Source organism: Chryseobacterium endophyticum (assembly GCF_056333165.1).
In genome coordinates, this window is the sequence record NZ_JBWGXE010000009.1 from 130,551 (window position 1) to 154,923 (window position 24,373).

The following is a 24,373-nucleotide window of genomic DNA, read 5'->3' on the forward strand; positions in this document are numbered from 1 at the left end:
AACATGTTCATTTCAACTGAATTAGATTTTAAAGATTTACTTTTTATTTTCACGATCCATCTCGATTTTACCGGAAGATAAAGCCCAGAAAATCCAAAGTCCCAAAATGATTAATAAAGATACAGCAGGAATCCAAAAGGAAAATGCTAAAGCAATAATATAGATCGGCAGCCCATACAGATAATTATTGTGAATTTTGAGGACGGCAGCGTCGGAAATCCCGGGACGCAGATGTTTTTTATCTTTGCTTGCCAAATACCAAAGTAAATTGAAGGCTAAATTGATTAATACGAAAATCCCGGTATACATTGCAACGACGACCGACGATGCTTCTCCGTCAAAATACTGCGCCAATAACGCCGTAGGATAAGAAACGGCCGAAACCAAAAAGAGAATGAGCCCGTTTGCAAACATAATGCCTGTGGTACGGCTGTAAATCTGCTTAAAGATTTTGTGGTGATTGACCCACATGATGAAAATACTGAAGAATGAAAGGATAAATGCGAGAAAGGTAGGCCATTGGTTTTTAATAAAGATCAGCAGATCATTTCCGTTTTTTATCGAATCTTTTTCCGGGACGTGGAGATCCAACACCAAAAGTGTGATGGCAATGGCAAAAACGCCGTCGCTGAACCCTTCAATTCTGCCTGTTTCTTTTTCCATGATTTTTTGATTTTATGTTAAATTAAAATGCGGGTTTATTTGAATTAATCCATTTTTAAATACAGAGGATATCTTCAAGACGATTGAAGATTGAGTACGAATAAATTTTGTTTAAAACCTTTAGGCGTAGTGTCAGAAAGCGGACTATAATCCGCTCCCCTTCAATAGCACTTATGATGAATAAATGTTACCTGTAGCCTTTATCAATTCCCAGCTTCTTCATTTTCGAATATAACGTCTGCGGCTGGATTTTCAGTAATTCCGCGGCACCGCCGGTTCCCGAAACTTTTCCGTTGCAGCTTTGGAGGGCATTCATGATGTGATCCCTTTCCATCTCTTCCATAGATTTCAACGGACCTGGATTTACCGTTTGTACTTCGACGGTTTTGGGAAGGTCAAAATTTTCTATCGTGTTGGTTTTGGCCAAAAGAACAGTTCTTTCCATCAGATGTTCCAATTCACGGATATTTCCGGGCCAATGATAATTTAATAATTGTTCGGATGCATGTTCGCTGATGGCCGTAATATTTCGCCTGGAAGCAGCAGCATATTTATTCATGAAAAAAGTGGCGAGCAGTTCGATATCTTCTTTTCTTTCCCTTAAAGGCGGCAATTCGATCGGGAAAACATTCAGCCGGTAATAAAGATCCAGCCTGAACCGACCTTCTGCCACTTCTTTTTCCAGCGAACGGTTGGTTGCGGCCACGATTCTCACATTGACTTTAATCGTTTTATTTCCGCCTAATCTTTCGATTTCTTTTTCCTGTAAAACTCTTAATAATTTAACCTGGGAATCTAAGGGCAGCTCTCCGATTTCATCCAGAAAGATCGTTCCTCCGTCTGCCTGCTCAAATTTTCCGATCCTTTGAGTGTTGGCTCCGGTGAAGCTTCCTTTTTCATGCCCGAACAGTTCCGATTCAATTAAAGAGTGCGGCAGTGCCGCGCAGTTTACCACTACAATGGGCTTCGATTTACGGTCTGAAAGTTCATGAACCGCATGGGCAACTTTTTCTTTTCCCGTGCCGCTTTCCCCGATCACGAGAACGGAAGTATCCGTCGGTGCCACAACTTTCACTTTTTCAATCACCTGCTGAAGGGCTTTGCTCTTTCCGACAATGCCCTCAATAGCTTCATGGCCCGGATTTTTAAGAAAATCATCCCCTTTTTCAACATCAAAACGATATCTGGCAATATCGAGCATCACGATCAGATCGCGCTCCCGAAAAGGCTTCACCATAAAACCGTAGGGCTGTGTTTCTTTTACGGCCTCCAGCGTTGTCTGGTTGGTATTGGCGGAAATATAGAGAAAAGGAAGCTTCATCTCACGGAGTTCCCACGCCAGGTCGATCCCTGTAAGATCGCCTTTCAGCATAATATCGAGAAGCACCCAATCCGGACGTTTTTCTGCAATCGATTTCCTTGCCTGCACGACAGAAGATGCAATACCGGTAATGCTGTAGCCCGCTTTTTTAAGCATGATTTTAAGATCGTTGGCTACGATAAATTCATCTTCTACAATTAAAATTTTTTCTTTCATTATGATTAAATCTCCACTTCCTGGTCGGGAGCTGCAATTTTTATATTTTTCCTAAAGGTTACGCTGATCCTCAGACCATTTTTATTTTCAATGGAGAAATTTCCGTCGAGCTGATCGGTGAGACCGCGCATGAGGTTCATTCCCAGCGAGTCGGTTTCATCAATATCAAAATCTGCTGGGAGACCCACGCCATCATCGGAAATAATCAATTCACAATTATCATTTCCTGCATTTTTAAAAGATACGAATACCTCACCTCTTCTCCCATCCGGAAAAGCATACTTTGTGGTGTTGATCACGGCTTCGTTAATAATCAGACCCATTGGGACTGCCTGTGCGACATCTAAAAACACTTTATCAATATCCAAATTAAACTTAATCTTATTATCAGAAGAATAGCATTCTTTGATATACCCGATCAATTCATAAATATACCACGACATATCGATGGTAGAAAGATTATCGGACTGGTATAGTTTCTGATGAATCAGCGACATGGCGTGCATCCTGTGCTGGCTGTTTTGGATGGCCATGAGCGCGTCCTCATTATCCAGGTAAGCCGACTGTGTATTCAGAAGGCTGATCACAATCTGCAGATTGTTTTTTACCCGGTGATGAATTTCTTTTACCAGCCATTCTTTTTCAGCAAGAAGCTTTTTGAGCTGTTCGTTCTGTTCATCGATCTGCTTACGTTTCAGTTCCAGATTTTTATTCGCATTCGTCTTTAGCCTTGAACGGTTATACAGCAAAGCAGCAAAAAGAATCAGTACCAGCAGGCTTCCGATAAATACATACCTCATGATCGTATCGTTGGCGATCCGTGTCTCCTGCAATTTGCCTTTCTGGGTGAGCAACTGTATATTTTTATCTTTTTTTTCGGTATCAAACTGAATCTGTAAACTGTTGATCTGTTTACTTTTTTCACCGTTGAAAACTGAATCTGAAAATTTCTTATACAGCTGATAATGATTAATGGCATCCAGATATTTTCCCTGCACGGAATCTGCCTTGAACCAAACGAAATAATTTTCCGAACGGAGCATATTGTTACCGCTTTTCCTGGAAAGTGAATCAAAAAGCTTCGCTTTCGGGTAAAAAGCTTTGAAATTTTTAGTCTGGTAATGATAAAATATAAAACTTCTGAGCATCGATAGCCGCTGATTGTTCTTTTCAGCATATTCCCCGTAGTAATTGACCAGTTTTTTATAATACACCTCAGCATTCTTAAACTGCTTCAGAATGGTATAGGTACTAAAGATGATGTAATCTTCTCGCTTCTCAAATTCTTTGTCATCAATCGGATAGAGCGCCTTGTATTCCTTTATCATATCAATCGCTTCCTGAAATTTCCTTTGCCTGATCAGCATGGTAGACATATTATTGGCTACCGTCCGTACGTAGCCGTTATCTTTATTTTTTTTGGCCACGTCCAGAGCTTTTTCCCAGTATCTCATGGCATCATCATTCTGCCTGAGGTAATAATAGACCATTCCCAAACTGGTGTAAATAGAGCTTAGCTGTACTGACGTATCTTTAACACTGATCGCTATTTTCTCTGCCAGGAGCGCGTACTTTAAAGCTTCTTCGTAATTAGCTTTGTCGATATAGACATTGGCAAGAGCACTGTAAACACCCTGTAATTCCCTATATTTCAAACCATTATATACAGCCAGTGACTGCTTCAGTAACTGTATGGATTTATCAGCATTGTCGTTATTCATATAAATTTCTCCCAAATCCTTCAGTACGGAGCCTTGTTTTAATTTTGCTCCCGAAGATTTATACAGCTCTAATGCCTTCTCTTTAAGCTTAATTCTTACCTCAAAATTCTTCGGATCGTTATCGTAGGTAAAAGAGAGCTCTTCATATCCTTCGCCTGCCTGTTGGGTAAATTTATTGTTTTCAAAATAAGAGATCGCTTTCCTGATCTTTGAAACCGCAATGTTTTTATTTGCTCTTTCTCTTTCAATTCTACCATCCAGAAGCATCGACTTTCCCACGTTAAGCTTATTTCCGGCCTTTATATTAATCTGTTCCGCCTGTTGATTAAAAAATGCAGCACTATCGAGATCTTTTTTAAATTCTCCGGGCTTTGTTAAATAATACTCCGCCAACTTCAATAATGTTTCGGCTTTTTCATTATCATTATGTGCTGCAGCAAGCTGTTTTCTCAGAACTCCGGAATTTTCTCTCGTTTGCCCGTTTAAACATACACTTAAAAGCATCAGAATAATTGAAAAACAAAAGCTTTTCAAAAGTTTTTTTAAGATAGAATCAGATGTAAAATTCATTTTTTAAAGATAATTTATTATCTCATATTTTAAGTTTGGTCCTTACTTTTTTATTACTACAGATCCTTATCGATCTTATTTTGACAAAAAATTACATTTATTTTCAGTCCATTGTCGTTTTCAAGAGAGAACGTTCCGTCAAGCTGCCCGGCCAATCCCTGCATAAGATTCATTCCAAGTGATTCTGATGCATCAATACGCACGTTTTCGGGAATCCCTACTCCATTATCTGCAATCTCAAGCATGTATCTGTCCTGATCGATCTGCTTAAACTGAACCTTTACTTCACCGTTTCTCTTTTCCGGAAATGCATATTTCATGGTATTGCTCACCCCTTCATTAATGATTAAGCCAATCGGCAGTGCCTGCGCAGCATCCAGAAATACCGGCTCGAGATCCAGCACAAACTGTACGTTTTTGTCTGAAGAATAACATTCTCTGATATACGAAACCAACGCATTAATATACCAGAACATATCAATAACTGAAAGATTTTCGGATTGATACAGTTTCTGATGGATCAAAGATATAGTATGCATTCTCTGCTGGCTGTTCCGGATTGCCGTCAACGCATACTCATTTTCCAGGTATGCCGACTGTGTATTCAAAAGGCTGATCACAATCTGTAAGTTGTTCTTTACCCGGTGATGGATTTCTTTGAGAAGCCATTCTTTTTCACCAAGCAGTTTTTTAAGCTGTTCGTTTTGTTCGTCAATATGTCGGCGTTTTATTTCCAATTTTATGTTTGCCCTGCTTTTTAATCTCGACCGATTATACCACAAAACAGCAAAGAGAAACAAGACCCCTAAAACTCCGGCAAATACATAGCGCATTATCTGATCATTGGCAATGCGGGTTTCCTGCAACCCGGCTTTCTGCTTCAGTAACTGTATATTTTTATCTTTCTGCTCGGTATCAAACTGAACCCGCAACCCGTTAATCTGCCGGCTTTTTTCACCGTTAAAAACAGAATCCGAATATTTTTTATATAATTGATAATGTCTGATGGCATCTTTGTATTTTCCCAATGTACTGTCTGCCTTAAACCAAATCAGATGATTTTGCGAGCGAAACAAATCGTTTCCGGTTTTAGCAGTGAGGGAATCAAACAATATTGCGCTTTTATAGAAAGATTTGTACTCTTTTTTATGAAAACGGTACATTAAAAAGCCATACAGCACGGAAATACGTTCGTTAGCATTTTCTGCATAATAGCCGTAGTAACTGACCATTTTCCTATAATATACTTCTGCATTTTTCAGCTCTCTCATTATTACGTAGGTCTTAAAAAGAACACCATCCTCATACATTTCAAACTCTTTATTTTCATGCGGATAGAGTTTTTTGTACTGTTTAATCATACTGATACCCTCATGATATTTTTGTTGCTCAATCAATGCTACCGCAATATTGGTAGCTGCTGTTCTTATAAATGAAGTATCATTGTTCCTCTTAGCAATACGTAAAGCTTTTTCGTAATAGTCTATCGCTTTATGAAAGTCTGCCAGATAGTAGTAGACAATGCCTACCTGATTATAAATTGCGCTTACATCCGGCGACTGATCGCCAACTTTTTCAGCTGTTTTCTCGGCAAGATGCGCATACCGCAACGCTTCCTTATAATCGCCTTTATCGACTTGCGCCAGAGACAAGAGCTTGTAAACCATCTGTACACTTGCATATTTTGCAGACTGAAAGGTAGCTAAAGACTGCTTCAGTACAGCAACCGCTTTGTCAGGATCTTCTTTAATGCCGTAAATCTCACCCAGATCTTTCAGAACATTTGCTTTCTTTAATACTTTATGAGAGCGTTCAAAATAATGGATGGCTTTTTCCTTCAGCTTAATTTTTTTGATAAGATTTTCATGATCGTTATTAAACATATAAGAAAGTTCGCTGTATACGTCACCTGCCTGCTCATCCATTTTATGAGCCAGAAAATAGTTCAGTGAATTTTTCATTTTCGCCGTTGCAATTCCCCATCGGGCTCTTTCTTTATCAATACGTGCATCCAGAAACATCACTTTTCCCTTGCCTAAAGGATCACCCGTGAGCATACTCAGTTTTGCAGCTTCTTTATTGCACAATTCGGCACTGTCAAGGTCTTTTTTATACTCTCCTGCTTTTGTAAGATAGTATTCTCCCAGTCTTAAAAATAAATCTGTTTTCTCTTTACTGTTACCTGAAAGTGAAATCTTCCTGAGCAACATGACCGGATTTTCTTTGGTCTGAGCATTGGCCTGCGCACTTAAAAATATAAATGCACCACAAATACAAGCCAGCTCAAACCAAGTTTTCATAAAATCACTGAAAATCAAATATTAATTAAAGATAATTCATTATGGCTGAATTATTTCTTTCTATGCTAAACTTTACGGTGATAAAAATAGCAAACCATCATCGCCAAACCCGGAAAAATTAAAGTCCAAAGCCCCAGCTGTTTCCCTGCAAAGGCGCCTAAAAAGCAACCTACCAGAAACCCGAGGATGAGAAAAAGCTGTTTTTTCAGACTCGTCAGTGCTTCAGCATCATTAAACCGGGTTTTCAGAAGAGTTCCGAAATCCAGGGAAGCCTGCGTTACATTTCCGGTCATCATGGTTGTCGGGCCGTATGTTTCTTTCGCATATAATTTACCGAAAGCATTTTGGAGGCCCATGGCAAAAACCGTCATCATAACCACAGAATACATCATGAATTTATCAAATATTCCATAATAACTGAGGACCGCCACGATAATGCCGCCCAGCAGCAGCAGCAAACCTTCCCAAAACAAGATCGTATAATGATTCAGTACTTTTCCTGCAATTCTGCCGCCTACGATTACCGCCAGGATAAAGACCGGAAAAGTGAGTAATTTTATCCACGCATTCATATCTGAACCTTTCACAAACTGGTATGCAAAAACGATAAAGTTACCCGTAACGTGAGCAGAAAATATGGAATCCGCCGCGACAAAAGTTACGGTATCGCAATATCCTGCAATTATCGTTAACAGTAAAGTGACAAAGCCAATATTATGTTTGATTTCCATATCTTTATTTTAAATGTGACCGCAGCATCCACGCCATTTTCTCATGCGTTTCCATCAATCCGGTGATGTAATCGCTGGTTCCCGCATCTTTGAATTCTACGGCAAAGTTTTCAATATTTTCACGGAGATGAATCAGGATGCTTTCATGATCAGACAGCAATTCTTTGATGTACGTCAGGCTGTCATTCGACTCCAGGTGAGATTCCGATAAATGCGTTAACGACAAATATTCTCTCAAGGTCGCCGGAGCATAGTGCCCTAACGTTCTGATTCTTTCTGCCAGGTTATCGATAATTTCGTCCAATTGTCCGTACTGTGCTTCAAAAAAGAGATGCTTGTTGTAAAAGTCTGCGCCTTCCACATTCCAGTGTGCTTTTCTGGTTTTGGTGTAGAGTACAAATTCGTCGGCTAAGGTTTTAACCAGTATTTCAGCAACTTTTGCTAAATTTTCATTTTTAATTCCAATTGAAGTTTTCATTTTAAATAAGATTTAATAAATAATAATCGAGTGAATATTTTCCTGCTCCCAAGGCAAGAATTAATAATAAAGACAGCGTGTACATATACGGAACATCGCGTACTTCTAAAGAATCTTTTCTGTGTACAACAAAATAGCCTATCGCCGTAACCCCGATGGTCGGCAACACGGCCAGTCTTGTCCCCAATCCCAAAATAATTAAAAAAGGCACCACCGTGTCGGCAAGCGAAGCAACCAAAGCATTCATTTTATCAGGAAGGCCAAGCGGATTCGGGATCACTTCCTTTTTACCGTTTTCCACTCTGAATTTCTTCAATCCATGAACGCGGAACAGTTCAATTCCCAAAAGCATCCTGAATACTAAAAATGCAGCATCATTAAATGAAGAACCCAGATCTGATGTAAGAATATGTTTTAAAATTTCCATAATTTATCTTTTTAAAAAGCAAAACAAGAGCAGCCCAATGCGCCCCAAAAGGCATGATAATTATTAACCGGAAGCGTACTCATTCTCGCATGGTCGTGATTGTGGTGATGCACATCGCAGCTTCCCGCACAGCTGTGAATTTGTGAGTTCAAAGGTGCTTTCAGCTGTGACTTTGCATTTTTCTCTATTTCTTTTTGAAAATGACCGCCGGCAGGATAATAACCGTTGTATAAATTGGTCGGTGACCAGTCCGGGAGAACAGGAATCGATGGTGGCGCAAATGAAGAAAATTCACCTTTTGCATACACTATTTTTCCATCCACAACCGTCATTTCCGCTTCAATATTTTTGATGTCTTCATCTTCAACCGTGAAATAGTCATGATTCAGAACGGCTAGGTCGGCAAACATTCCCACCTGAATGTCCCCTTTCTTCTGCTGTTCCTGAGAAAACCATGCGCTTCCTTTGGTGTATAACTCCAGAGCGGTGGCGCGGTCTAATCTGGTTTCGTGGTACAGCTGAAGTCCACCGACCGTTTTCCCGACCGTCAGCCAATACATGGAAACCCATGGATTATAGCTGCTGACTCTCGTGGCATCCGAACCACCGCCGACGGGCACTTCCATCTCGAGCATTTTTTTTATGGGCGGTGTGCTTTCCGCTGCGGCAGAACCGTAACGGTCTGTAAAATATTCGCCCTGATAAGCCATTCTGCTCTGAACTGCGATTCCGCCGCCGAGCTTTTTCACCCTTTCGATATTGTTCTCGTCTATCGTTTCGGCGTGATCGAAAATCCACGGTAAACCATTGAACGGAATATCCTGATTCACTTTTTCAAAAACATTTAAAAACCTGGTGATACTTTCGTTATACGTCGCATGAAGCCTGAAAGGCCAGCGGTTTTCCACCAATAAACGGACAACTTTTTCCAGATCGGCTTCCATATTCTCAGGCAGATCGGGTCTTGGCTGAAGGAAATCCTCAAAATCCGCCGCCGAAAACACCAGCATTTCTCCGGCTCCGTTATGTCGGTACATATCATCGCCCTGGTAGAGCTTTACCGTATCGATCCAATCGCTGAAATCTTCGAATTCGTGTTTCGGTTTTTGGGTAAATAAATTGTAAGCGATTCTTACGGTGAGCTGTTTTTTCTCATTCAGTTCATTCACCACCTGGTAATCATCGGGGAAATTCTGGAAACCTCCGCCGGCATCGATCACGCTGGTGATTCCGAAACGGTTAAGTTCGGTCATAAAATGCCTGGTAGAATTCAGCTGATGCTCATAAGAAAGTTTCGGACCCTGCGCCAATGTCGAATATAAGATCATGGCATTCGGCGTTGCTATAATTAATCCTGTGGGTTCACCGTTTGCATCTCTTTCAATATGCCCGCCAGCCGGAGCCGGCGTATTTTTGCTGAATCCGACAGCTTTCAGCGCTGCCCTGTTCATGAGCGCCCTGTCGTACAGATGCAGGATAAAAACCGGGGTTTCGGGAGCTATCGCGTTAATTTCTTCCAAAGTCGGCATTCTTCTTTCCGCAAACTGGAACTCTGACCATCCGCCAACGACACGAACCCACTGCGGAGAAGGCGTACGATCAACCTGGTCTTTCAGCATTCTCAGGGCATCGGCTAAAGACGGAACACCGTCCCATCTTAATTCAAGATTATAATTTAATCCGCCACGAATCAGGTGGATATGGGAATCATTGATGCCGGGAACGACTCTTTTTCTTTTAAGATCGATCATTTTCGTGGAGTCACCGGAAAACCGCTCGGTTATGCCCTCATTTCCCACCGCTATGATTTTGCCGTCTTTAATGGCTATTGCGGAAATATCCGGAGTTTCTTTACTGAAGCTGTGCACTTTTCCGTTATATAAAATAAGATCTGCTACCATGGTTTTGTTATTGAGCATTTAGTTTTGAGATCGCTTCTTGAATTCCGCCTCCCGCTGTGGTAAAAAATGCCGGGCCAGCCAATAAAATCAGCTTCTGCAGTTCCATTTTCTCCGATAAATGTTTTTTATCTAAATACGATTGAGCACGATAGGCATCAAAAGCTCCGAGCACCACATTTTCTGCCACCAGAGCAGTCGGAGAGTCTATCCCCGCATCCTTGAGATCGCTGGCAAAAGACACCGTTTTCACCTGTTGATTCAATGCTTCCCGCATGGCTACGCTTCCTACTTCTTTCATTAATTCAGGGTCGAAAGACTCTCTTTTCCCTAACCCGATCAGCAATAATTTTTTGGAGGATAAACTTCCTTTTGGCGGTACAATAAGCAACGTTTCCAGAGCATGGCCTTTAAATTTGCCTGTTTTCCGGATATCGGTAATGGCTCCTTTTAGAGCTTCGTCGAGGTGAACCATCCCGTTGAGTTCTTTAGGCAGCGCAGGCGCATTAAAAATATCGCCCTCCGTATATTCGAAGACACAGGCGATCTGTAAATCGGCTACCGCTGCTGAAGGCCCCTGGACAAGCCCGACTACGGAAACGCCATCTACGGTTCCCCAGACTTTTGATGTGCCAACCGCTGTTTTCATTTCGGTAGCCTGTGCTGAAACAAAGCCCGTTGATGAAGTTGCCAGGATCAATGCAGCAAACATTGCTTTGGACCAGTTGAAATATTTTGAAATTGATTTTTTCATAATAGAATGATTTAATGTTAATTAAAATTTAAAACCTAATCGAATGTTATAAAAGACCCCGCTTTTGGCATTCGGAATGATATCTTCGATGAAGGCCCCCTTATGGAAATACTGCAGCCCGCTCACCAGAGAAAAATAACGATTGAAACTATAGGTGAAATTGGTTAAATAGGCCGTTCCGATGTATCTTTTGTCTGAGGTGCTTCCGGGACGATTGAGCATTCCGCTGGGACGGTAAACCCCGTCGTTCAGGGAATATCTCCAGTTGAAGACGGCATCCATCTGTATTTTAAGTTTCCGGGTTAAATCCAGTGTGATGTAAGGATGAATATCGATCAGATTTACCGGGCCCACCTGCGGGCTGAAGCCAAAATAGCCGCCTTTGGGATAGAGAGGATTAAAGGTATTCATTTTACCGTCTCCTTTTGACCGGTCGCCGGAAATGTAATCGTTGCGCAGGTTAATGCTTGGGCTGAACTTCACATTTTCGAACAGATATCCAACGTCTATGGAGCCTGTCCATGCCCTGATATTGTCATTTCCGAAGGTTCCGAACTGATAAGCCGCTTCGAGGTTATAGATAAATCCGCCGCCGTATTTCCAGAGCCTTCCTCCGATGGTATGGCGCTTTTCTCTTGCTGTTCCTGCTTCAAATACCGATTCGTCTCTCCTGATCCCGAGATAATAGAGATCAAGATTTCCGGCCGCCGGAATAATGATTTTGGCATAAGCTCCCCAAAGATTGAGCTGTTTTGAAATCTTATTGTCAAAAATACCTGTGTTAATGCTGTCCGCCATCATCGCAAATGCATCAACGGAGACATTTCCATGAGTAAACATCACTTTGGCACCGGTAAAGGAAAGCCTTGCATTCGGTCCTTCCCTGACGGAGATCAAACGTCCCGAACCGTAATCCAGTTCCTGCCGCCCTATCCTGAACGTGAGTTTCTGATTGTTTTTGTGAATGACATCCGCATCAATAAACAAATTCTGAATGCTGAGCTGATCTTCATCAATTCCCCGTGAACCGTTTTTCCGGCCGTTTTGTAAGGCACTCCGGACCTGGGAAAATACCCTGATGTTTTTTCCTATATGCAGGTCTGCATGGAGATCGTAACGCTGAAGCAGAAAATTGTTGTGACCGATATTCTGCCTTCCCCAATCTTCGTTGTTGAAATCGACATATTCATACCGCGCTTCACCACCGAAAGACAGATAGATATTTTTCTTTTCATTAAGCGGAAGAAACTTAACCCTGTTATAAAATGTACCTGCCGAATCCTTTAAATATTCGTAATTTTCATCGTAGCGCAAAAGCTTAAAGCTCTGTGCCCGGAAAATTCCGGAAAAACAAAAGAAGGCCAGGATTATAATTTTCAGGAGCGGTATGGAATGCGAAGATTTCAACATTGAATATGGAAATTAAATATTAGTGTTTCACCATTTTATGGGCATAATGAATCCCTAAGCCATAAGAACTACCATATTTTTTCATCAGATCGGTCACCGCAACATACGTTTCCTGGCGCGCCCAGTCTCTCTGAAGCTCAAGAATATACTGAATTGAAGTCATCGGCTTTACTCCCGAATGAATCATTCTCTGTACCGCTCTTTCATGGGCTTCATCTGTCACATCCCCGCAGGCATCGGTGATCACGAATACATCGTAACCTTCTTCCATGGCTGACAATGCTGGTCCCACGATGCAAACTCCCGTCCACAAACCGGCAAGAACAAGTTTCTTTTTTTGTTTTCCGACGATGGATTTATAGGCAGCTTCATCTTCCCAGGTATTCATGCTCGTTCTGTCGATATATCCTGAAGTTGCCATAGGAAAAGCCTCTTCGATTTCCGGGAAAACAGGTCCTGAAAAGCTTTCTTCAGCCACCGTAGTGATGACCGTCGGAACATTGAAAATTTTGGAAGCTCCGCAGATGACCGCAACATTGTTACGCAATTCGTTCATTGAGATACTTTTTGTGGCAAAGGCCATCTGCCCTTCAAAATCAATTAATACCAATGCATGGTTTTCAGGAGAAAGTAAGTTGGATGATGGTTTCATAAAAGTTTATTTTAGTGGTTATTTGTAATTAATATTTAGAAATAAAGAAATGCCCGTAACCATTTGCCACAGGCATTTTAGGTTAATTATTGTTTTAGGAATTTTATTAATTCTTCATTGAATTTGTCCTTTTCTTCCAGGAACAATGCGTGTCCGCTGTTTTCGAAAGGGATGAGCTTAGAGCCTTTGATGGCTTTATTCATCTGCTCTGCCAGGGCATAGGCCACGATGCGGTCCTGTTTTGCCTGCATGATGAGCGTAGGAATTTTTATTTTCGGTAAATCTCCGCGAAGGTCTTCATCACGTAAGGCGATTAATGCCTGCTCCATGGCATAAGCAGACGATTGCATTTCAATTCCGCCTAACCAGGCTCCGATTCCCGGTGACACTGAAGTTGCGGATAAGACGAAGCGTTCACCAATCGTGTTTAATAATCCCGGTCTGTCTACGCTGACAAGGTCTACCCATTTCGTGATCTCTTCTTTGGTAAATAGCGGATAAGGATAATCCGGTTTTTTGGTATGAACCGGTGCTGCAGCGGCAAACAATGCCAGCTTGCTAACGTGTGCGGCGTTATATTTTGCCACGTAATGCAAAGCGATTGCGCCCCCCATTGAATGCCCGCCTAAAGTAGCATCTTTGATATCCAGCTTATCTAACACCGTTTTGATATCAGAAGCAAACTGGTCATAATTATATTTTCCGTAAGGTTTGTCTGACTGCCCGAAGCCCCTCAGAGTGATCCCGATAACACGGTAACCCGCTTTTACCAAAGGAAGATATTGATATTCCCAGGAAACGTCGCTCACCGGATAACCGTGGATCAATACTACCGGTTTACCTTCGCCAAGGTCGGTTATGTGGAGTTTTACATTAGGCTCCACTTCGATGTATTCTGCTCTTGCTTTTGTAGCTTTTGAGGTATTTTGCGCATTGATATTCGTCAAAAATGCGGCGGCTAATAACATCGCAGTGCCAAGAATTGATTTTAGTTTCATGATAATAATTTTAAAGGTTGATTTGGCAGATTCATTTTTAAATCTGTCGGAATTGATGGACTAATTGATGATGGAATTTTGAATCAGCCGGCTTTACATATCAAGACAGCTGATTCAAAGAAATTTTATCTTTTCAGTAAATATTTATGCTGACCTTCCAGCACAAGTTCAGATTTCTGGTTATAAACAGTTACTTTGGTCGTAACGATTCCCTTATCTCCCTGTGGTGTTAAGTCGGTAATAGTCAGTGAAGAATACAGAGTATCTCCTGAATGTACTTCTTTTAAAAAATTACAGGATAATTCTAAAAAAGCAATGAAAACATTTCCGAAATAATGGGGCAAAAGTGTGGCACCGGGTGCCGTAAAGGCCAGCACCTGTAAACCGTGGACCACAGGCGCCGCGTGGCCATATCTCTTTGCATATTCCTGATCGTAGTGAATCGGGTGATTGTCACACGACACCGTCTGGAATGCCGAAGCGTGGGCATCGGTAAGCGTCCTGCTTGGTGCCCTGAAAACTTCTCCTACGCTAAGCTCGTCAAATGTCCGGGCGGGAACAATAGAAAAATCTTCCGGGTTGAATCCCGGTTCCTGAGTTTTTGAATTTTCCATAAACTTTCTGATTTTAGAATGATACGGTTGAGTCAGGCTGACATTATTCAGTAATGAATTCCAAAAGATCTTTATTGATTGTCGGGTGCTCTGTGGTCGGCATTCCGTGAGGGAAGCCCGGATAGGTGATCAGTTTTCCGTTTTTCAGTAATTTGATGGATTTTAAGGCAGCATTGGCGATAGGAACAATCTGATCATCCTCGCCGTGCATCACCAAAACAGGAATATCAACTGCTTTCAAGTCTTCTGTAAGATCCGTTTCAGAAAAAGCTTTGATTCCGTCATAGTGGGCCACGATTCCGCCCATGAGACCCTGTCTCCACCAGTTTCTCTGAACACCGTCCTTCACATCAGCGCCTTCTCTGTTGTATCCGTAGAATGGGAACGTAAGATCATAATAGAACTGATTCCTGTTGTTCATCGTCTGGTTTCTGATGTCATCGAAAACTTCCATCGGAACACCGTCTGGATTTGTTTCGCTTTTTACCATTACCGGAGGAATGGCACTGATCAGTACGGCTTTCTTCGCTCTTCCGTTGGCATATTTGTTTACATAACGGATCACCTCGCCACCGCCTGTTGAGTGGCCGATATGCACCACGTCTTTTAAATCTAAAAATTCTACAAGTTCTGCGGCATCGGACGCATATTGCTCGATGGTATGTTTGTAGATATCCTGGCTTGAACGTCCGTGGCCTCTTCGGTCATGGGTCACCACGCGGAATCCTCTCTGTAAGAAGAAAATCACCTGTGCATCCCAATCGTCCGAAGACAATGGCCATCCGTGGTGAAACATCAATACCGGTCCTTCGCCCTGATCTTTGTAAAAAATTTCTGTTCCGTCTTTTAAGGTAAGTGTACTCATTTTGTAATACTTTTTTTGGGTTAAATTTTATTTGAGATATGAGTATAATTTCAAAAAACAACCCGAAAGCATAAAACACTTAAAACCAGTTAATTAATTAAATTCATTATTTAATTCAACTACGATATTCCGTAATTTTATGTAAGCTAAATTATTTTTATATACATTTTAATATAAAAATACAGAAGACCGACACTAAAATTTTGAAATAAAAAAGGCCTGGATAAATCCAAACCTTGTTATCTGATTATAATATGTTATAAAAATAGTTTACATTCTTTCATTCTTGGCAACAAAAGCTTTCAACTCGGCTAATTTACCATTTTCAAACCTCCATACGTCACAATACTCAAAATCTTCCCATTCTGAATGCTCATTCAATAAACTGATGGTTCCCATCGCCGTAAGATAACTCCCCTCTTCAATCATTAGTTCAACCTTCACTTTCGGTGGCTGCTGATAGGCTTTGGCCATGTATTCCCTAACTTCCTGTATTCCGTTTAAGGTCTGATCACCTACAAAATCCCATCGTGTATCGCCAGTACAATAGGATAAGAATTTCTCATGATCTCCTTCTGCGATCGCTTTGTTAGCTTCCAGTAATATTGATTTATGATCCATAACTTTAAAATTTTGAAAAAATCACATCTAAAAATATGCCGCCTCTCCTATTTAACCTGTATTCATACATGATCAATTCTATATTTAAAATGATGTCTGAGATAAATTCAGCAAAATCCACAAACTATTTAATTTAATTGATAAATTCTACCTCATCAGTTCAGCGATTATTAATGTATATGGCTGCAAAAATTATGTTATCAGGCAGATTGTCGATTAAAAAAACTAATTTTATCCTATCGTTTGAACACCTAATTGTACGTTTGATTTGAAAGAAAACCTTACAGATTTCATAAACCGGAACAGCCATCTTCTTGAAGATGAGCTTAAAATCATTACTGCAAAATTTCACCTGCAGACCGTTCCAAAAGGGCAGCTTCTTCTGAAAAGAGGACAGGCAGCCAACCGTTACTATTATATCCGGAACGGCGCTCTTCGTTTTATTTATGGTGAAAACCAGGAGCTTACCGCCTGGGTGGTACTGCCAGGTGAATTTTTCACTGAAATTTCAAGTTTTAAACATCGCACGCCGACCCGTTTTAATATCGAAGCGATTGAAGAAACCGAACTGTATTATATCGACCGCCAGGATATGGAACAGCTGTACCGGGAAATTCCGGCGTGGCAGGAATTCGGGCGCGAAATATGGGAATCGATGGCCATCAGGATGATCGACGAGATTATACGGTTTCAGACGATGACCGTAGAAGAGCGCTATCTGGAATTTTTACAGAAACCCGGATTCATGCAACGCGTGTCCGTAAGACAGCTGGCTTCTTACCTGGGAATTACGCCCAATGCTTTAAGCCGTATCCGTAAAAACTTACGGCAATAAATCATTATCTACCAAATGGTAGTTTTTCAGCCCGGGATGCTTTGTAGTTTTGATCAACAAATACGATCATTATTATGAAAACAATTGTAGTAGCCGGCGCGACCGGAAATCTTGGACAAAGAATATGTTCTGAACTGAAAGGCCTGGGGGCGGAAGTCAGGGCTTTGGTGCGTCCCGGAAGTCATGCGGATACCGTAAAAGCATTGGAAGAAAAAGGCATTATTATCGTGGAAGCAGATTTTAATTCGATGTCAGCACTGGAATCTGCCTGTAAGGGTGCATCATGTGTGGTTTCAGCTCTTGCCGGGCTGAAAGATGTTATGGTCGAGAAACAGACGATGCTTCTTGAAGCCGCGATCAATGCCGGAGTTCCGCGTTTTATTCCTTCCGATTTCTGTACCGATTACACACAACTGCCGGAAGGGTGCAACCGCAATTTTGATTTGCGAAAAAAATTTGCAGAAATTATCGATCAGCACCCCATACAAGCCACTTCTATTTTTAACGGTGCCTTTTCCTATGTTTTACAATATGACATTCCCCTTTTTAATACGAAGCATAAAACCATCGGTTATTTTGAAGGAAAATCCGACTGGAAGATTGATTTTACAGCACTTGAGGAAACTGCCGCCTTTACCGCCTGCGCTGCACTGGATGATAATGCACCACGATATCTGCGCATTGCCGGGTTCCGGATAAGTCCGGAAGAGCTGATTATTTTGGGGGAGAAAATTTACAATACCGATTTCCAACCGCAAAATCTGGGATCACAGGATGAGTTTCTGGACACCATCAACCATATCCGTCAAGAACATCCCGAAAGCGAAAACGAACTCTATCCAGCCTGGCAGCAAATGCAATATCTCTACAGTATGTTTGCCGCACATCATCAGCATATTGATAATGAAAAATACTCCGTAATTAAATGGACCGGCGCGGAAGAAGCATTGAAACAAATAATTAACGATTAAAATAAAATGGAAAACCAATATACAGACGAGGCCCTTATTGAAAACTGGGAAGGATTTACCAGCCACATGGCAGAAGTAAACGGCACAAGCATCCATTACGTACAAGGCGGAAAAGGCACTCCTTTAATCTGTCTTCCGGGATGGCCGCAGACTTTTTACTCATTTCATAAGATTGCCCCGGATCTTGCCCGGCATTTTCATGTCATCATCGTCGATATCCGGGGAATGGGCAGCTCGGCCACACCATTATCTGGGTATGATAAAAAAACGATGGCGGGTGATATTTATGCACTTGTTCTTCAGCTTTCCCTGGAAAAAGTTTTTGTACTCGGCCATGATATCGGCGGAATGGTGGCTATGAGTCTTGCCTATAATTATCCGGATGCCGTATCACGTCTGATTGTTGCAGACGGCCTGCATCCGAGTGAAGGAATGCTACAGATGCCGTTGATTCCTCCGGCCGGTACATTTGGAGAAAAAATCAATAATGAACAACCGTATACCTGGTGGATGGGTTTCAACCAGATCAGACACCTGCCCGAAAAACTGCTGGAAGGAAGATATTATCATCTGCTGGACTGGCTATTCCGCTATGTAATGGCAGACGAGACTAAAATATCCGAATTTGAGAAACAGGTATATGCGTATGCATACAACCGACCGGATAACATCCGGGCCTCTAATGCCTGATATCAGTCTTTTCATCAGGATATCGATGATGGGAAAAGCTACAGGAAACTCAGGATGCCTATCCTGGGTATTGCCAGCAATGTTTCGTACGGCTTTTATCAGTATGCACTGCCGGAAACCGCAGAAAACTATGAGCTGATCTACCTGAAAGACACAGGACACTACATGTTCGAGGAAAATCCCGAAAATGTACTTGAAGCGATTAAGAATTTTTTGATCGTTTAGTTTTAAATTATTAAATAAAAACTCCTTTCACGACAACAGAAGCTCGTCCCGGACTGCTTCTGTTGTTTTCGTCCAAAAAATATCTTGCTTACGTTTAACGAAAGTTTGGAATTTATCTACAATAAATTAGGGAAATAATCAGAATACTTTTTTGTAAAACAAGACCTCAAATCCGAAATATTTTGTGGCGTACCAGGAGAATCCCCTCTTTTCAAAATAAGGAATATTCACTAAGGTTGACGTCTCCAGACACATGGCTTCTTTAGATCTTTTATAATATTCAGTAAGATCCGTTAAAAATACCGATCCTATTCCCTGATGCTGCAACTCCGGTGCTACTGCCAAAAAGCACAAATGAATATAATCCAAATCCTTAGGATGCATTTCACGGATAATCTTTTCTTTAGTGAGAAGTTTTTTAAGTTTCATAAGTCCGAAAACCTGGAATCTCAGATCTATTAAAATGGATTCCAGTTTAAAACCTTTCTTCTCGGGATCAATCAGAATGGCACAGGCGGTATGATCATTTTTAATCCAGACATCTCCAAAAAGAAAGCCTTTGGCGATTGAATAATGAAATAGTTTCGGAAGTGATTTTTTATTCTTCAGAACATAATTTACGGATTTATCATCCTTAAAAGATGCGGTCAGTATTTCTACCAACTTCGGGATATCATTCTTGGTTGCTTTTCTCATTTTATTTTACAAAAGACTATTCGACAGTATATTATAAAACTCTTAGTGTTTTTATTTTCATAATGGCTTTACAAAGCCGATTCGAATTTACAAAAAAATATGATTTCTACTTTCAATAAAATCACGCAGCAAAAGTATTTAAAAAAAATAAGGATTTCTTTTCATATTTATTAAGGTTTATTAACAAATACAAAAAATTCGACAAATACGCTTTAGAGTTCATTGCAAGCCATTTAAACAAAAAAGCTGTCTCAAATTGAGACAGCTGTATCATCATAAAATTGTAACCGTTAATCTTTTAATATTTTCTGAGAAACCGGTTGATTATTTACCATTCCGGTTACAATATAGTTACCTTTCTGAAGGTCGGCAACATTCAATGTTTCATTGTTTCCGCCTTTAAAGGTTCTGACCAATTGCCCAGATAAACTGTACACTTTAACGTCCTTCACGTCTGCTTCAAAAACAATCTCATCATCTTTTACAAATGTATTCTTGATGAATCCCAGTTTTTTTGATGCACCCGACGCATCGGTAACCGCCAAAACTCCTGATGAGGATTGCGGCGTCGGTAATGAGATCGTAAAGTCTACGTTATTATTATTCGTATCTCCGCTGATTCTGCTGATCGAGTTAAGAATTGTCGGAGACGGCGCTGAGGCCGCACCTTCGTACTGATTGGCAAGTCCATATCCTACAAAGTCCAGAACATTAGATGCTGTAGGTCCGGTAACCTGCGTTGCATTGCTGGCGAGAGCTACCTTTCCGGAAGTAAGTGCAAGGCCAACCCCTACGCCTACAGCCGGTGAACCGTCAAAATTCAGAACAACACTTACGATAAGGTTAGGATTGATCAGATTGATCAGACCACCAAGTCCGTCTGAACCCTGCTGAATCAGAAAGGTTTGACCAGGCTGCAAAGTGATTGATGGGATCGGGTAATATTGGTTCAGTCCACCTGTTGAAGAACCAAATTGCAAGGTCGCACCACTAAGGGACTGTGTCGTACTTCCGATGTTTTTCAGCTCAACGAAGTCATTCGTAATTGCTGCGCCAAGTAGACCACCTCCGGTGTAAATTTCATTAATCACAATCTGTGCATGGGATAATGCAGTCATCGAGACAAGCCCGATTAAAGTAAATACTTTTTTCATAATTCAATATTTGTTGATTTACTTTTAAAAAACAAATCTGATACCAAAATCTCTTAAAACATGGTATATAATTCAATGATTTGCAAATATATATGTATATTTCACTATTAAAAGATGTTTATACAGGAGGTTTGGAAAGATTTATGGAAATCAAAAAAAATATTTACTTCCTAAAAACATACTTTCAATTTTATACATTTATACGGATAAATTTTAGCAGGATGGCTTATCAAATAATATAATCTTAAAAAAACCTGAAAATTAAAACTAATGACAGATTTACAATCAATCCTCGACCATATCACATCTATGGAACACGGCTTCAAACATATCATCGAAGCCGGAGATCAAATTCTTAGCGATCAAAAAGAAGATCATTTTCAACTGGCTATGGAATTTCTGAAATCAAATGATTATCAGGTGAGAATGCTGGCTACCTATATTTTGGGGCAACTTTCTCCAACCCATCCTGAAGCATTGGAATTCATGAAAGAAAAAATATCACCGGATCCCAACTGGCGTGTACAGGAAATGCTGGCCAAATCATTTGATTATTATTGCAGCGCTTCAGGCTATCAGGAAAGTCTGCCAGAAATCAGGAAGTGGCTTTCTGATCCAGATGCTAATATTAAAAGAGCCGTCATCGAAGGACTCAGAATCTGGACAGGAAGACCCTATTTTAAAGATCACCCTGAAGCAGCTATTGATCTTATCAGCAAGCACAGGGCTGACGAAAGTGAATATGTAAGAAAATCAACAGGCAATGCCCTTCGCGATATCGGTAAAAAAAACCCCGACCTCATCAACCTGGAATTATCCGGCTGGGATCTTAAGGATAAGAAAACATTATTCACTTATAAGCTGGCAAAAGGAAAAAAATAATCAGAACAAACGATTTAAAATTGAAGGCCCCTGGCTGATGCATTGGAACGGTTTTTGGGAAGCTTCAAAACAGTTGGAACCCTGTTGAATAAGATCAATAATAATTAAATGCTCCCTACTGTTTTATGAAAAATCTTACTGCTGCTAAACCGCGTTCTTTAAAAGCTTTGAAGGCGCTCAATTTTTTTATGGCAGATATGCAGGCAGGAATTGGCCCTTTCCTGGGAATCTTTCTTTTATCTAAAGGATGGCAAAGCGGGCCGATCGGTACCGTAATGTCGTTAGGAGGTATTGCAGGCATGATCATGACGACTCCTGCAGGGGCGTTAATTGATTCCACTACCCGGAAAAGGATTTTTATCATTATTCCCGGAATTTTTACCGTTATCGCCTCAGCGCTTATTTTAATTTCGCAGAATTTCTGGCTGGTCAGCCTTTCCCAGGTTGCCACCGCCATTGCCGGAGCAGCTATAGGTCCCGCAGTGGCCGGCATTACTTTGGGAATCGTAAAACAGCAGGGTTTCAACAGGCAAAACGGTCTCAACCAAGCCTTCAATCATGCTGGTAATGTCGTCGGAGCGGGATTGTCCGGTTATCTTGGTTTGAAATTCGGAATGACCGCGATTGTTCTTCTCGCAGCATTATTCGGAATTCTGAGCATCATAAGCGTTCTCCTGATCCCTGCAGACAGCATTGATCATAAAGCGGCACGAGGCCTTAAATCTGAAAAAGGGGAAACCGAAAAAGCAAGCGGCATTGATGTTCTTCTGAAATGCAAACCCTTACTTATACTCGCCGCTGCCCTCGCCTGTTTTCATCTTGGCAATGGGGCTCTTCTCCCGCTGTATGGAATGGCCGCCGCTTCTAAAATGCATGAAAATGCTTTTATGTTTGTGGCCTTAACCGTTATTATTGCCCAGCTGGTGATGATTGCGGCATCCATCGCAGGAATGAAAATTGCCGAAAAGAAAGGATACTGGATGATCATGCTGGTATCCTTCATCGCCCTTCCGGTAAGAGGCCTGATTGCTTCCCAGATGAACAGTAAAATCGGATTATATCCTGTACAGATTCTCGACGGCATCGGCGCAGGACTCCAGAGTGTTGCGGTTCCCGGACTTGTCGCGCATATTCTTAACGGGACAGGAAGAATCAATATCGGTCAGGGTGCAGTAATGACCGTACAGGGAATCGGAGCCGCATTAAGTCCCGCCATCGGAGGCTGGATTGCCCAACAGATGGGGTATGGTTCCGCTTTCGTTATTTTAGGCTGTTTCGCATTGATTTCCATATTTTTATGGTTTTTTAATTCTAAAATCATGATTAAAGAATGTACACCGGTTCACAATCAAAGTAAAGAACAAAGCTTGTAAATTTCATAAAAAGCATGGATACGGATATTTTTATTTACCTGATTGCATTTGTGGCTACCGCCGGGGTCATCATCAGGCCATACAAAATCCAGGAAGCGGTCTGGGCTGTTGGCGGCGCAATCGTTCTGCTGGTTTTCGGATTGATCTCTTTTCGTGATGCGTGGGCGGGTATTGCTAAAGGCCTGGATGTCTATCTCTTTCTGATCGGGATGATGACCCTTGCAGAATCGGCACGCCGGGAAGGCTTATTCGACTGGCTGGCTTCGTATGCGATACGCCTGTCTGCCGGATCTCCCGTAAGACTTTTCGTACTCATTTATTTAATTGGAATTCTTGTCACCACCTTCATGTCAAATGATGCTACGGCAGTGGTTCTCACTCCGGCAGTGGCAGCGGCCGTCACAAGGGCAAAGGTTAAAAAACCTCTCCCATACCTGTTGATATGTGCTTTTATTGCTAATGCAGCATCGTTTGTTTTGCCCATCTCCAATCCGGCCAATCTTGTAATTTATGGTCCTGATATGCCGTCTTTAACATCCTGGCTAAGCACCTATCTTTTACCATCCGTCTTCAGCATCGGTATTACATTCCTGCTTCTGTTACTCACTCAGAAAAAATTCATAAAGGCTAATTTAATTTCCGATCATGAGGAGCAAACTTTAAGCAGAGGCGGAAAAATGGCACTGGCGGGAATTCTGCTGACGACACTTGTATTGTTAGCCGCTTCTTTTGAGCATTGGGATCTTGGTCTTCCAACCGCTATTGCCGGGGTAAGCACCGCAATAGTTATTTCTTTGGCAGGCAGAAAAAATCCTGTCGCCTTTATGCGTGATATTTCATGGTCTGTCATTCCACTGGTTGCAGGACTTTTTATTTTGGTGGAAGCTGTTCAGCAAACAGGAATCATCGACGTATTATCACGAAAACTTTCTGAAGAAGCTTCTGGTTCGACAGGCACTACAGCCTGGTTAGCCGGAACGATCGTGGCAGTAGGAAGCAATCTCATCAATAATTTACCGGCCGGACTTATTGCAGGAACAGCACTATCGGATATTCATCTACCTGAAATGGTGAGAAGTGCGATCCTCATCGGTGTTGATTTGGGGCCTAATCTTTCGGTCACCGGATCTTTGGCCACCATTCTTTGGCTGAAAGAACTCAGAAGAAACGGATACGATATAAGCGCATGGGATTTTCTGAAACTGGGAATCATGATGATGATACCCGCGCTTCTTGCATCCCTTCTTGCTTTACAAATCTTTGGTTAGAACTGAATTATATTTAATGTCAAAGGTGGCTGAAATTAAC

24 protein-coding genes are annotated in these 24,373 nt (G+C 41.4%); 7 read left to right on the forward strand and 17 right to left on the reverse strand.

Going from position 1 to position 24,373, the window contains the following annotated elements; translation table 11 throughout:
* Positions 1-36 precede the first annotated feature (36 nt).
* From AC0N32_RS17595 to AC0N32_RS17665, 15 genes are all read right to left on the reverse strand, one after another.
* Positions 37-663: a TMEM175 family protein gene (locus tag AC0N32_RS17595; protein ID WP_476395149.1), complete on the reverse strand. Its 627-nt coding sequence runs from the start codon at positions 661-663 to the stop codon at positions 37-39.
* 187 nt (positions 664-850) lie between these two features.
* On the reverse strand, positions 851-2,200 hold the full coding sequence (locus AC0N32_RS17600) for a sigma-54-dependent transcriptional regulator (protein WP_476395150.1): 1,350 nt from the start codon (positions 2,198-2,200) through the stop codon (positions 851-853).
* A 5-nt stretch (positions 2,201-2,205) separates the two neighbouring features.
* On the reverse strand, positions 2,206-4,491 hold the full coding sequence (locus tag AC0N32_RS17605) for a tetratricopeptide repeat-containing sensor histidine kinase (protein WP_476395151.1): 2,286 nt from the start codon (positions 4,489-4,491) through the stop codon (positions 2,206-2,208).
* Positions 4,492-4,547: 56 nt separating this feature from the next.
* Entirely contained in the window at positions 4,548-6,791 is a 2,244-nt protein-coding gene (locus AC0N32_RS17610; protein ID WP_476395152.1) for a histidine kinase dimerization/phosphoacceptor domain -containing protein, read from the reverse strand.
* Positions 6,792-6,856: 65 nt separating this feature from the next.
* Positions 6,857-7,522: a YoaK family protein gene (locus AC0N32_RS17615; RefSeq protein ID WP_476395153.1), complete on the reverse strand. Its 666-nt coding sequence runs from the start codon at positions 7,520-7,522 to the stop codon at positions 6,857-6,859.
* A gap of 4 nt (positions 7,523-7,526) precedes the next feature.
* Entirely contained in the window at positions 7,527-8,000 is a 474-nt protein-coding gene (locus tag AC0N32_RS17620) for a Dps family protein (protein ID WP_476395154.1), read from the reverse strand.
* Position 8,001: 1 nt separating this feature from the next.
* On the reverse strand, positions 8,002-8,427 hold the full coding sequence (locus AC0N32_RS17625) for a DoxX family protein (protein WP_476395155.1): 426 nt from the start codon (positions 8,425-8,427) through the stop codon (positions 8,002-8,004).
* 11 nt (positions 8,428-8,438) lie between these two features.
* A complete protein-coding gene (locus AC0N32_RS17630; protein ID WP_476395156.1) occupies positions 8,439-10,346 on the reverse strand; it encodes an amidohydrolase in 1,908 nt (635 codons plus the stop codon).
* Positions 10,336-11,079, reverse strand: a complete 744-nt coding sequence (locus AC0N32_RS17635) for a M17 family peptidase N-terminal domain-containing protein (RefSeq protein ID WP_476395157.1) — start codon at positions 11,077-11,079, stop codon at positions 10,336-10,338. Before AC0N32_RS17635 ends, AC0N32_RS17630 begins: the two co-directional genes overlap by 11 nt.
* A gap of 21 nt (positions 11,080-11,100) precedes the next feature.
* Positions 11,101-12,489 carry an alginate export family protein gene (locus tag AC0N32_RS17640; protein ID WP_476395158.1) on the reverse strand — a complete coding sequence of 463 codons (1,389 nt, stop codon included), beginning with the start codon at positions 12,487-12,489 and terminating at the stop codon, positions 11,101-11,103.
* A 19-nt stretch (positions 12,490-12,508) separates the two neighbouring features.
* Positions 12,509-13,141, reverse strand: coding sequence for a hydrolase (locus AC0N32_RS17645; RefSeq protein WP_476395159.1), 633 nt, complete (start codon positions 13,139-13,141; stop codon positions 12,509-12,511).
* A gap of 86 nt (positions 13,142-13,227) precedes the next feature.
* Positions 13,228-14,139 carry an alpha/beta fold hydrolase gene (locus AC0N32_RS17650; RefSeq protein ID WP_476395160.1) on the reverse strand — a complete coding sequence of 304 codons (912 nt, stop codon included), beginning with the start codon at positions 14,137-14,139 and terminating at the stop codon, positions 13,228-13,230.
* Positions 14,140-14,264: 125 nt separating this feature from the next.
* Complete coding sequence (locus tag AC0N32_RS17655) at positions 14,265-14,753, reverse strand: MaoC family dehydratase (RefSeq protein ID WP_476395161.1); 489 nt, start codon at positions 14,751-14,753, stop codon at positions 14,265-14,267.
* Positions 14,754-14,796: 43 nt separating this feature from the next.
* Positions 14,797-15,618, reverse strand: a complete 822-nt coding sequence (locus AC0N32_RS17660; RefSeq protein WP_476395162.1) for an alpha/beta fold hydrolase — start codon at positions 15,616-15,618, stop codon at positions 14,797-14,799.
* Between the two features lie 270 nt (positions 15,619-15,888).
* On the reverse strand, positions 15,889-16,239 hold the full coding sequence (locus AC0N32_RS17665; protein ID WP_476395163.1) for a nuclear transport factor 2 family protein: 351 nt from the start codon (positions 16,237-16,239) through the stop codon (positions 15,889-15,891).
* Positions 16,240-16,507: 268 nt separating this feature from the next.
* Here AC0N32_RS17665 and AC0N32_RS17670 point away from each other — a divergent pair, with 268 nt between their 5' ends.
* From AC0N32_RS17670 to AC0N32_RS17685, 4 genes are all read left to right on the forward strand, one after another.
* A complete protein-coding gene (locus tag AC0N32_RS17670; protein WP_476395164.1) occupies positions 16,508-17,074 on the forward strand; it encodes a Crp/Fnr family transcriptional regulator in 567 nt (188 codons plus the stop codon).
* A 74-nt stretch (positions 17,075-17,148) separates the two neighbouring features.
* A complete protein-coding gene (locus AC0N32_RS17675; RefSeq protein WP_476395165.1) occupies positions 17,149-18,045 on the forward strand; it encodes an NmrA family NAD(P)-binding protein in 897 nt (298 codons plus the stop codon).
* Between the two features lie 6 nt (positions 18,046-18,051).
* Entirely contained in the window at positions 18,052-18,735 is a 684-nt protein-coding gene (locus AC0N32_RS17680) for an alpha/beta fold hydrolase (protein WP_476395166.1), read from the forward strand.
* A 54-nt stretch (positions 18,736-18,789) separates the two neighbouring features.
* Positions 18,790-18,960, forward strand: coding sequence for an alpha/beta fold hydrolase (locus AC0N32_RS17685; protein ID WP_476395167.1), 171 nt, complete (start codon positions 18,790-18,792; stop codon positions 18,958-18,960).
* 138 nt (positions 18,961-19,098) lie between these two features.
* On the opposite strand, the gene AC0N32_RS17690 is transcribed toward AC0N32_RS17685, so the two are convergent.
* Together AC0N32_RS17690 and AC0N32_RS17695 are read right to left on the reverse strand one after the other, a co-directional pair.
* On the reverse strand, positions 19,099-19,656 hold the full coding sequence (locus AC0N32_RS17690; protein WP_476395168.1) for a GNAT family N-acetyltransferase: 558 nt from the start codon (positions 19,654-19,656) through the stop codon (positions 19,099-19,101).
* 290 nt (positions 19,657-19,946) lie between these two features.
* Complete coding sequence (locus tag AC0N32_RS17695) at positions 19,947-20,810, reverse strand: lamin tail domain-containing protein (protein ID WP_476395169.1); 864 nt, start codon at positions 20,808-20,810, stop codon at positions 19,947-19,949.
* 270 nt (positions 20,811-21,080) lie between these two features.
* On the opposite strand from AC0N32_RS17695, the gene AC0N32_RS17700 reads away from it, so the two are divergent.
* The 3 genes from AC0N32_RS17700 (at position 21,081) to AC0N32_RS17710 (ending at position 24,333) form a co-directional block, all read left to right on the forward strand.
* Positions 21,081-21,692, forward strand: coding sequence for a DNA alkylation repair protein (locus tag AC0N32_RS17700; protein WP_476395170.1), 612 nt, complete (start codon positions 21,081-21,083; stop codon positions 21,690-21,692).
* A gap of 125 nt (positions 21,693-21,817) precedes the next feature.
* Positions 21,818-23,065, forward strand: coding sequence for an MFS transporter (locus AC0N32_RS17705; protein ID WP_476395171.1), 1,248 nt, complete (start codon positions 21,818-21,820; stop codon positions 23,063-23,065).
* Positions 23,066-23,079: 14 nt separating this feature from the next.
* Positions 23,080-24,333 carry an arsenic transporter gene (locus AC0N32_RS17710; RefSeq protein ID WP_476395172.1) on the forward strand — a complete coding sequence of 418 codons (1,254 nt, stop codon included), beginning with the start codon at positions 23,080-23,082 and terminating at the stop codon, positions 24,331-24,333.
* Positions 24,334-24,373 lie beyond the last annotated feature (40 nt).

Coding starts and splice junctions, on each gene's coding strand:
- AC0N32_RS17595 (WP_476395149.1), bottom strand. CDS start 663: ATGGAAAAAGAAACAGGCAGAATTGAAGGGTTCAGCGACGGCGTTTTT.
- AC0N32_RS17600 (WP_476395150.1), bottom strand. CDS start 2,200: ATGAAAGAAAAAATTTTAATTGTAGAAGATGAATTTATCGTAGCCAAC.
- AC0N32_RS17605 (WP_476395151.1), bottom strand. CDS start 4,491: ATGAATTTTACATCTGATTCTATCTTAAAAAAACTTTTGAAAAGCTTT.
- AC0N32_RS17610 (WP_476395152.1), bottom strand. CDS start 6,791: ATGAAAACTTGGTTTGAGCTGGCTTGTATTTGTGGTGCATTTATATTT.
- AC0N32_RS17615 (WP_476395153.1), bottom strand. CDS start 7,522: ATGGAAATCAAACATAATATTGGCTTTGTCACTTTACTGTTAACGATA.
- AC0N32_RS17620 (WP_476395154.1), bottom strand. CDS start 8,000: ATGAAAACTTCAATTGGAATTAAAAATGAAAATTTAGCAAAAGTTGCT.
- AC0N32_RS17625 (WP_476395155.1), bottom strand. CDS start 8,427: ATGGAAATTTTAAAACATATTCTTACATCAGATCTGGGTTCTTCATTT.
- AC0N32_RS17630 (WP_476395156.1), bottom strand. CDS start 10,346: ATGCTCAATAACAAAACCATGGTAGCAGATCTTATTTTATATAACGGA.
- AC0N32_RS17635 (WP_476395157.1), bottom strand. CDS start 11,079: ATGAAAAAATCAATTTCAAAATATTTCAACTGGTCCAAAGCAATGTTT.
- AC0N32_RS17640 (WP_476395158.1), bottom strand. CDS start 12,489: ATGTTGAAATCTTCGCATTCCATACCGCTCCTGAAAATTATAATCCTG.
- AC0N32_RS17645 (WP_476395159.1), bottom strand. CDS start 13,141: ATGAAACCATCATCCAACTTACTTTCTCCTGAAAACCATGCATTGGTA.
- AC0N32_RS17650 (WP_476395160.1), bottom strand. CDS start 14,139: ATGAAACTAAAATCAATTCTTGGCACTGCGATGTTATTAGCCGCCGCA.
- AC0N32_RS17655 (WP_476395161.1), bottom strand. CDS start 14,753: ATGGAAAATTCAAAAACTCAGGAACCGGGATTCAACCCGGAAGATTTT.
- AC0N32_RS17660 (WP_476395162.1), bottom strand. CDS start 15,618: ATGAGTACACTTACCTTAAAAGACGGAACAGAAATTTTTTACAAAGAT.
- AC0N32_RS17665 (WP_476395163.1), bottom strand. CDS start 16,239: ATGGATCATAAATCAATATTACTGGAAGCTAACAAAGCGATCGCAGAA.
- AC0N32_RS17675 (WP_476395165.1), top strand. CDS start 17,149: ATGAAAACAATTGTAGTAGCCGGCGCGACCGGAAATCTTGGACAAAGA.
- AC0N32_RS17680 (WP_476395166.1), top strand. CDS start 18,052: ATGGAAAACCAATATACAGACGAGGCCCTTATTGAAAACTGGGAAGGA.
- AC0N32_RS17685 (WP_476395167.1), top strand. CDS start 18,790: ATGCCTATCCTGGGTATTGCCAGCAATGTTTCGTACGGCTTTTATCAG.
- AC0N32_RS17690 (WP_476395168.1), bottom strand. CDS start 19,656: ATGAGAAAAGCAACCAAGAATGATATCCCGAAGTTGGTAGAAATACTG.
- AC0N32_RS17695 (WP_476395169.1), bottom strand. CDS start 20,810: ATGAAAAAAGTATTTACTTTAATCGGGCTTGTCTCGATGACTGCATTA.
- AC0N32_RS17700 (WP_476395170.1), top strand. CDS start 21,081: ATGACAGATTTACAATCAATCCTCGACCATATCACATCTATGGAACAC.
- AC0N32_RS17705 (WP_476395171.1), top strand. CDS start 21,818: ATGAAAAATCTTACTGCTGCTAAACCGCGTTCTTTAAAAGCTTTGAAG.
- AC0N32_RS17710 (WP_476395172.1), top strand. CDS start 23,080: ATGGATACGGATATTTTTATTTACCTGATTGCATTTGTGGCTACCGCC.